The sequence below is a fragment of the Paramagnetospirillum sp. genome (genome assembly GCF_058402745.1).
Genome location: NZ_JBZVFI010000005.1, coordinates 39,749 through 47,153 on the forward strand (window position 1 = coordinate 39,749; position 7,405 = coordinate 47,153).

At 67.7% G+C, this 7,405-nt stretch carries 7 protein-coding genes and 2 pseudogenes; 5 read left to right on the forward strand and 4 right to left on the reverse strand.

Annotation, left to right across the window (positions count from 1 at the left end; genetic code table 11):
• The first annotated feature begins 91 nt into the window (after positions 1–91).
• Positions 92–901: a hypothetical protein gene (locus ACV4UZ_RS03750; RefSeq protein ID WP_491599045.1), complete on the forward strand. Its 810-nt coding sequence runs from the start codon at positions 92–94 to the stop codon at positions 899–901.
• Position 902: 1 nt separating this feature from the next.
• On the opposite strand, the gene ACV4UZ_RS03755 is transcribed toward ACV4UZ_RS03750, so the two are convergent.
• The 4 genes from ACV4UZ_RS03755 to ACV4UZ_RS03770 form a co-directional block, all read right to left on the reverse strand.
• On the reverse strand, positions 903–2,210 hold the full coding sequence (locus tag ACV4UZ_RS03755; protein ID WP_491599044.1) for a UDP-glucose dehydrogenase family protein: 1,308 nt from the start codon (positions 2,208–2,210) through the stop codon (positions 903–905).
• A 13-nt stretch (positions 2,211–2,223) separates the two neighbouring features.
• Positions 2,224–3,096: a UTP--glucose-1-phosphate uridylyltransferase GalU gene (gene galU, locus ACV4UZ_RS03760; RefSeq protein WP_491599043.1), complete on the reverse strand. Its 873-nt coding sequence runs from the start codon at positions 3,094–3,096 to the stop codon at positions 2,224–2,226.
• 114 nt (positions 3,097–3,210) lie between these two features.
• Positions 3,211–3,693, reverse strand: coding sequence for a DnaJ domain-containing protein (locus ACV4UZ_RS03765; protein ID WP_491599042.1), 483 nt, complete (start codon positions 3,691–3,693; stop codon positions 3,211–3,213).
• A gap of 12 nt (positions 3,694–3,705) precedes the next feature.
• A complete protein-coding gene (locus ACV4UZ_RS03770) occupies positions 3,706–3,951 on the reverse strand; it encodes an STAS domain-containing protein (RefSeq protein ID WP_491599596.1) in 246 nt (81 codons plus the stop codon).
• Between the two features lie 234 nt (positions 3,952–4,185).
• On the opposite strand from ACV4UZ_RS03770, the pseudogene ACV4UZ_RS03775 reads away from it, so the two are divergent.
• From ACV4UZ_RS03775 to ACV4UZ_RS03790, 4 genes and pseudogenes are all read left to right on the forward strand, one after another.
• Positions 4,186–6,145, forward strand: a pseudogene (locus ACV4UZ_RS03775) (acetoacetate--CoA ligase).
• A gap of 192 nt (positions 6,146–6,337) precedes the next feature.
• A complete protein-coding gene (locus ACV4UZ_RS03780; protein ID WP_491599597.1) occupies positions 6,338–6,709 on the forward strand; it encodes a carbonic anhydrase family protein in 372 nt (123 codons plus the stop codon).
• Positions 6,709–6,969 carry a carbonic anhydrase family protein gene (locus ACV4UZ_RS03785; protein WP_491599600.1) on the forward strand — a complete coding sequence of 87 codons (261 nt, stop codon included), beginning with the start codon at positions 6,709–6,711 and terminating at the stop codon, positions 6,967–6,969. The genes ACV4UZ_RS03780 and ACV4UZ_RS03785 overlap by 1 nt, the downstream gene beginning before the upstream one ends.
• Before the next feature lie 7 nt (positions 6,970–6,976).
• Positions 6,977–7,405, forward strand: a pseudogene (locus tag ACV4UZ_RS03790) (hypothetical protein); the annotation flags it as partial.

The window sequence follows — 7,405 nt, forward strand, 5'->3', positions numbered from 1 at the left end:
CCGGGCCGCCCCAACGCAAGACGATCATGCCTGTTGAGTAAATCCCGCAATGAAATACACTGCCTCATCATGCGCAATCCGAGGGCGTGGAATGGGCGGTCAGGCGGCAATGGACGTGTTCGAACCGGCGGCGCTGGCGGCGGCGGAGATGGTCTTTCCGGCGGGCGACCTTCCCTTTCCGCCCATGCCGATGCCGCGCTATCAGGCCATGGCCAGGGGCACGTGGCGGCTGGACCGTGCCTTCATCATCGCGGCGCCCGGCTACTTCACCGGTCCCCGGCCTCTCACCTGGATGAACGCCATCCTGGCCCGAGATGGCACGCCCTGGATGAGTCTGGTGCCGGGCGAGATGGAGAGCCAGATGCCCCATCTGGGGGCGGCGCGCGGCACGGTGGTCATCTGCGGGCTGGGCATGGGGGTGATGGCCTTCGCCGTCTCGGCGCTGAAGGCGGTGGAACGGGTGGTGGTGGTGGATCTCGATGCCGAGGTGATCGCCATGCTCACCGAGGCCAGCGGCTTCGATTCCTGGCCGCAGCGGAGCAAGCTGGAGATCATCAACGCCGACGCCCGCGAGGTGCGGGTGGAGGGCGTGGACTTCCTTTATGCCGACATCTGGCCCTATTACCGCATGGATTGCATGCAGCCCGACATGCGGGCCATCCACCGCAACATTCCGGCGCCGTCCTGCGGCTATTGGGGGCAGGAACTGGACATGGTGGACCGGGCCAGGGCGCTCGGCGTGGCGGTGGAGAACTTCTCCATGGCCGAGGTGGACGCCTTCATCGCCGAGAGCGGCCTGCCGCTGATCGGGCGCGAGATTCCCGGCTATGCCGAACTGTGCCGGCAGGCGGCGGTCAACCCCGCCATCGGCGCCAAGCGGCGGCCGATGGCGGAAGGGTGACCTACGGCCGTCCGATGCTGGTATAGGCGAAGCCCATCTCGGCCATCTCGTCGGGCGCGTAGACGTTGCGCAGGTCGACGATGGCGGGCTGGGCCAGCAGGGACTTGACCTTTTTCAGGTCCAGCGCCCGGAACTCGTTCCACTCGGTGATGATCACCGCGCAGGCGGCGCCCGGCATGGTGGCGTAGGCGTCCTTGCAGTATTCGACCGAGGCCGGGAGCAGCTTTTTCGCCTCTTCCATGCCCTCGGGGTCGAAGGCCTTGACGGTGGCGCCCGCCTCGATCAGGGCCTTGACGATGTCCAGCGACGGCGAGTCGCGCATGTCGTCGGTGTTGGGCTTGAAGGTCAGGCCCAGCACGGCGATGGTCTTGCCCTTGACCGACCCGCCGCAGGCCGCGGTGACGCGCTCGGCCATCTGCTTCTTGCGCTCGTCGTTGACGGCGACCACCGTCTCGACGATGCGCAGGGGGGCGTTGAAGTCGCGCGCCGTCTTGACCAGGGCCAGGGTGTCCTTGGGGAAGCACGAACCGCCGTAGCCGGGGCCGGGATGCAGGAACTTCTTGCCGATGCGGCCGTCCAGGCCGATGCCCTTGGCCACGTCGTGGACGTCGGCGCCCACCTTCTCGCACAGATCGGCGATCTCGTTGATGAAGGTGATCTTGGTGGCCAGGAAGGTGTTGCCGGCGTACTTGATCAGCTCGGAGGTGCGCCGCGACGTGAAGACGATGGGCGTCTCGATCAGGTAGAGCACGCGGTAGAGCTGCCTCATCACCTTGCGGGCGGCGTCGGATTCGGTGCCGATCACCACGCGGTCGGGGCGCATGAAGTCGTTGATGGCCGAGCCCTCGCGCAGGAACTCGGGGTTGGACACCACGTCGAACCGGGCGTCGGGGCGGCGCTTCCGGATGATGGCCTCGACCTCGTCGCCGGTGCCCACGGGCACGGTGGACTTGGTGACCACCACGGTGTAGCCGGTCATGGCGTCGGCGATTTCCTCGGCCGCCGCGTAGACGTAGGAGAGGTCGGCATGGCCGTCGCCGCGCCGGGACGGCGTGCCCACGGCGATGAACACCGCGTCGGCGTCCTTGACCGCTTCCTTGAGGTCGGTGGTGAAGCTGAGGCGGCCGGCCTCCACATTGGCGGCCACCATGTCGTCCAGGCCCGGCTCGTAGATGGGCATGATGTTCTGGTGCAGCTTCTCGATCTTGCCGGCGTCCTTGTCGACGCAGACCACGTCGATGCCGAATTCCGAGAAGCAGGTTCCCGACACCAGGCCCACATAGCCGGTGCCGATCATGGCGATGCGCATGACGCTTTAGTCCTTAGCCGTGAAAACGGGTGATCAGATCGCGGGCGGCCTCGGCCATGTCGTCGCGGGCCAGGGCGAAGGCCAGGTTGGCTTCCAGCCAGCCCACCTTGTCGCCGCAATCGTAGCGGGTGCCCTCGAAGCGCAGGCCGTGGAAGGGGACCATGCCGATGGTCTGGCTGATGGCGTCGGTCAGCTGGATCTCGCCACCGGCGCCCTTTTCCTTCTTGTCCAGCACGTCGAACACCGCCGGATGCAGGATGTAGCGCCCGATGATGGAGAGCGTCGAGGGCGCCACCTCGGGGTCGGGCTTTTCCACCAGGCCCTTGGCGCGGGCCAGGCGGCCGTTGTCGTGCTCCACGTCCAGGATGCCGTAGCGCTTGGTGTGCTCGCGCGGCACGTCGGAGACGGCGACCACGTGGCCGCCCACCTCGGTGTGGACGGCGGCCATCTGCTTCAGGCAGGCGGTCTTGGAGAGGATCAGGTCGTCGGGCAGCAGCACGGCGAAGGGCTCGTCGGCCACCAGATCGCGGGCGCACCACACGGCGTGACCCAGGCCCAGGGGTTCGCTTTGCCTTGTGTAGGAAATCTGCCCCGACTTGGGCATCCACGAGGTCACCGCCTCGACCAGATCGAACTTGCCGCGATCCTTGAGGATGCGCTCCAGCTCGGGGTTGTGGTCGAAATGGTCCTCCAGCGCGTTCTTGCCGCGGCCGGTGACGAAGATGAAGTGCTCGCAGCCGGCCGCCGCCGCTTCTTCCACCGCGTACTGGATCAGCGGCTTGTCCACCACCGGCAGCATTTCCTTGGGCATCGCCTTGGTGGCGGGCAGGAAGCGGGTGCCCATGCCACCCACGGGGAACACGGCCTTGCGGACTCGACGAGTCATCGATCACTCCTGAAGCTTTGTCTCGACCACCGGCGCGCGCAGCCGCGCCTTGTTTCGGTCGCGGCATGTTTTGCCATGCCCGCGCGACGGAAGCAACGGTTTGCCCCTGTATATTTATCCCAGGAGGATGTCACGGGCCTGGTTGAGGCGCGCCGCGATCCAGGTCGATCCCCCGGCGTCGGGGTGATTGGCGCGCATCAGCCGGCGGTGCGCCTCGCGGATTTCGTCCGGGGTGGCGCCGGGGGAAAGGCCCAGAATTTCGTAGGCCTGGGCCTGGGTCATGGCGGTGTCGGCGGGCGGGGCGGCGGGCGGCGGCGTGGCGCCGGCGGCGGCGGCGCCCCCGGTCATCCGGCGGAACGCCCGCCACAGCTGATGCAGGCGCATGGCCCGGCCGATCCAGGGCGACAATCCGGCGAGGATGGCGAACAACCCGGCCAGCTTGCCGGTGATGACCAGGGCGATGCCGCCGATCACCAGGGCGGCGAGGATGGCGCCGATCAGCGCCTTCTTCGCCCGGTCGGGCGGGGCCTTCGACCACCAGCGCACCGCCCACCACAAGGCGAGCAGTCCGCCGACCGCCAGAAGCAGGCGCAGCACCACGGCCGGCGGCTATTCGAAATCGAAGCTGGCGCCGCCGTCGGTCAGCTCGAACAGGCGCCGCACGCTGCCGGCCGCGCCGCGCAGGGTGAGGTGGCGTCCCTTGCCGACGATCTCGTCCTTGGCCAGATGCAGCATCCCCAGGCCGACGGAATCCACCCGCGCCACCTTGGCCAGGTCGAAGATGACCCGCGACGCCGAAATGGAGTTGATGTCGGAGATCAATCCGTTCATCAGGCTGGTGGCGGTATAGTCCATGGTCCCGTCGAGGCGGACGGTCAGGGTGTCGTCCTGGTGGAGATGGAAACATTCATGGGATGCTCGAATTCCTCGATCTGATGGCCGACGATTATGCTACGACTTCACCCATAGCTCCAGGGGCTGATTGAGGCGAATTGTGTCGTGTCTCTAGGTAGTTACCACGAGATCGCCCTTGGCGAGTCCGTGTCTTCGCGGTAAAACGAACGAGTGATCGTAAAGGGTGGAGGTAGCATGTCCGTTCTGCTGTGGCAACCGTCCAAGGAGCGTACCGAGGCTTCGGCGCTTGCCCGGTTCATGCGCGAGGCCGATTCCCGCTTCCGGACCGGGGCGGCCGATTACCGGGCGCTGTGGCGCTGGTCGGTGGACCGGCCCGACCAGTTCTGGTCCCTGATGTGGGAGAGCGCGGGGATCGTCGGCGACGGGCCGGGCGCGCTTGTGGTGGACGACGCGGACCGCATGCCGGGCGCCCGGTGGTTTCCCGAGGCCCGGCTGAACTTCGCCGAGAATCTGCTGCGCCGCGCGGACGACGGCGACGCCATCGTCTTCTGGGGCGAGGACAAGGTCAGGCGGCGGCTGTCCTTCGCCGAGCTCCACGCCCTGGTGTCGCGCATCCAGCAGGCGCTGGCCGCCGCCGGAGTGGGGGTGGGCGACCGGGTGGCGGGCTACATGCCCAACATGCCGGAATCGGTGGCCTTCATGCTGGCGGCGGCCAGCCTGGGCGCCATCTGGTCCTCGGCCTCGCCCGATTTCGGCGTCCAGGGCGTGCTGGACCGTTTCGGCCAGATCGCGCCCAAGGTGCTGGTGGCGGCGGAAGGCTATTTCTATTCCGGCAAGAGCCACGACTGCCTGGAAAAGCTGGCCGCCATCGTGCCGGGCATCCCCTCGCTGGAGCGGGTGGTGGTGGTGCCCTACACGAGGGAGGCGGCGGACATATCGGGCCTGCCCAAGGCGGCGCATCTCGGTGATTTCCTGGCGCCCTTCGCCGCCAAGGCGGTGGAGTTCCTCCGGCTGCCCTTCGACCACCCCCTTTACATCATGTATTCCTCTGGCACCACGGGTGCGCCCAAATGCATCGTCCACGCGGCGGGCGGCGCCCTGATCCAGCAGTTGAAGGAGCACCGGCTGCATTGCGACGTGAAGCGCGGCGACCGGGTGTTCTACTTCACCACCTGCGGCTGGATGATGTGGAACTGGCTGGTGGCCGGCCTGGGGGCCGAGGCCACCCTGTCTTCTCTATGACGGCAATCCCAGCCATCTGGGCGGCAACATCCTGTTCGATCTGGCCGATGCCGAGGGCATGACCCTGTTCGGCACCTCGGCCAAGTGGATCGACGCCATCGCCAAGATGGGCCTCGAGCCCGCCAGGACCCATTCCCTGAAGACCGTGCGCACCATCTGTTCCACCGGCTCGGTGCTGGCGCCCGAGGGCTTCGACTACATCTACGCCAAGGTGAAGGCCGACGTGCAGCTGGCCTCCATCTCGGGCGGAACCGACATCATCTCGTGCTTCATGCTGGGCAATCCGCTCGCGCCCGTGTACCGGGGCGAGATCCAGGGGCCGGGCCTGGGCATGAAGGTGGAGGTGTTCGACGAGAACGGGCGCGCGCTGGCGGGCGAGAAGGGCGAACTGGTCTGCACCAGGGCCTTCCCCTCCATGCCGGTGGGATTCTGGAACGACGACGACGGCGCCAAATACCGCGCCGCCTATTCGAGAAGTTCCCCGGCGTGTGGTACGCACGGCGACTGGGTGGAGGTGAACCCCGAAACCGGGGGCATCATCGTGTTCGGCCGCTCGGACGCCACGCTGAATCCCGGCGGGGTGCGCATCGGCACCGCCGAGATCTACCGTCAGGTGGAGCAGATCGACGACGTGCTGGAAAGCCTGGTGATCGGCCAGGACTGGGCAGGGCGACGTCCGCGTGGTGCTGTTCGTGCGGCTGCGCGACGGGCTGAAGCTGTCGCCGGAGCTGGAGGCGCGCATCAGGAGCCGCATCAAGGACAACACCACGCCGCGCCACGTGCCGGCCAAAGATCGTCCAGGGCGGCCGACATCCCCCGCACCAAGTCGGGCAAGATCGTCGAGCTGGCGGTACGCGACGTGGTGCATGGGCGTTCCGTCAAGAACAAGGAGGCCCTGGCCAATCCGGAAGCCCTGGAGCTGTTCTCCGGGCGTCCCGAATTGGAGGCGTGACGGCGATCGACTTTGGCGATAGCCTTTTCGTCCAAGTGGTTTGACGGGAGGGGCTTTGATGGATCGTCGTTCATTCCTAAGGGGGGCCGGCGCCGCCGCCTGCCTGTGCGGAACCTGTGGCGGCTCCATTGCCGGGGCGGTGGCGGCCGAGGGCGCCCATTGGTCCTATGGCGGGCATGGCGGCCCCAAGGAATGGGCACGCTGTCGCCGGAATACGCCGCCTGTTCCATGGGGCGCGAGCAATCGCCGGTGGATCTCACCCGGCCCGTCGCCGCCATCATCGGCGATCCCATGACCGCCTGGCGGCCGGTTTCCTTGCGCGTCCAGAACAACGGCCACACCATCCAGGTGGATTGCGCCGGCGGCGGCACTCTGATGCTGGACGGCAAGTCCTTCGACCTGCTGCAGTTCCACTTCCATCATCCCAGCGAGCACAGCGTGGACGGGGCGTTCTTCGACATGGAATGCCATTTCGTCCACAGGCGGCCGATGGCGACTGGCGGTGCTCGGCGTGATGATCGCCAAGGGCACCCCCCACCCGGCTGGAGGCCATCTGGCAGGTGATGCCGTCCAAGGGCGGCGAGACGGCCACGGCGCCGGCCATGCTCGATCCCTCCATGCTGCTGCCCCGGGACCCGGTGACCTTCCGCTACGCCGGATCGCTGACCACGCCGCCCTGTTCCGAGGTGGTGCAGTGGGTGGTCTACCGTCAGGCCATCACCGCCTCGGCCGAGCAGCTGGCGGCCTTCGCCAGGCTGTTTCCCAACAACGCCCGCCCGGTTCAGCCGCTCAATCGCCGCAAGCTTCTGCTGGACGTGATGTGAGATGACGATGTCCCGTCGGCCCGTTCTCGCCATCACCTCCCTCGGCGCCCTGGCCCTGCTGGGGGGCTGCGCCGCCTCGCCCCAGCCCATGGAGGGGGAAGCCTGGCATCACGGCACCTGGATCGTCACCGACGCCTTCGCCTCGGGCGCGGTGAGCGATGGCGGTTCCGCCCCGCGCGGCCAGCCGGTCTCCATGGAGGCGGAGCGGGCCGGCGACGCCGCCGGACGCGTCTGCCCGTCGCCGCGCTACGGCCGGGACCATGCGCCGCTGGCGGCGGTAACCGGCGCCGCCGCGCCGGACTGGCCGGGCCTGGGCGACAAGGTCGCCGTCCTGCGCGTGGAGTGCGGCGGCAAGCCCTTCGCCAGCTATGCGGTGATGAAGGACGGTGCCTTGCTGACCCGTTACGGCCCCTGGGTGCTGCGACTGGAACATGGA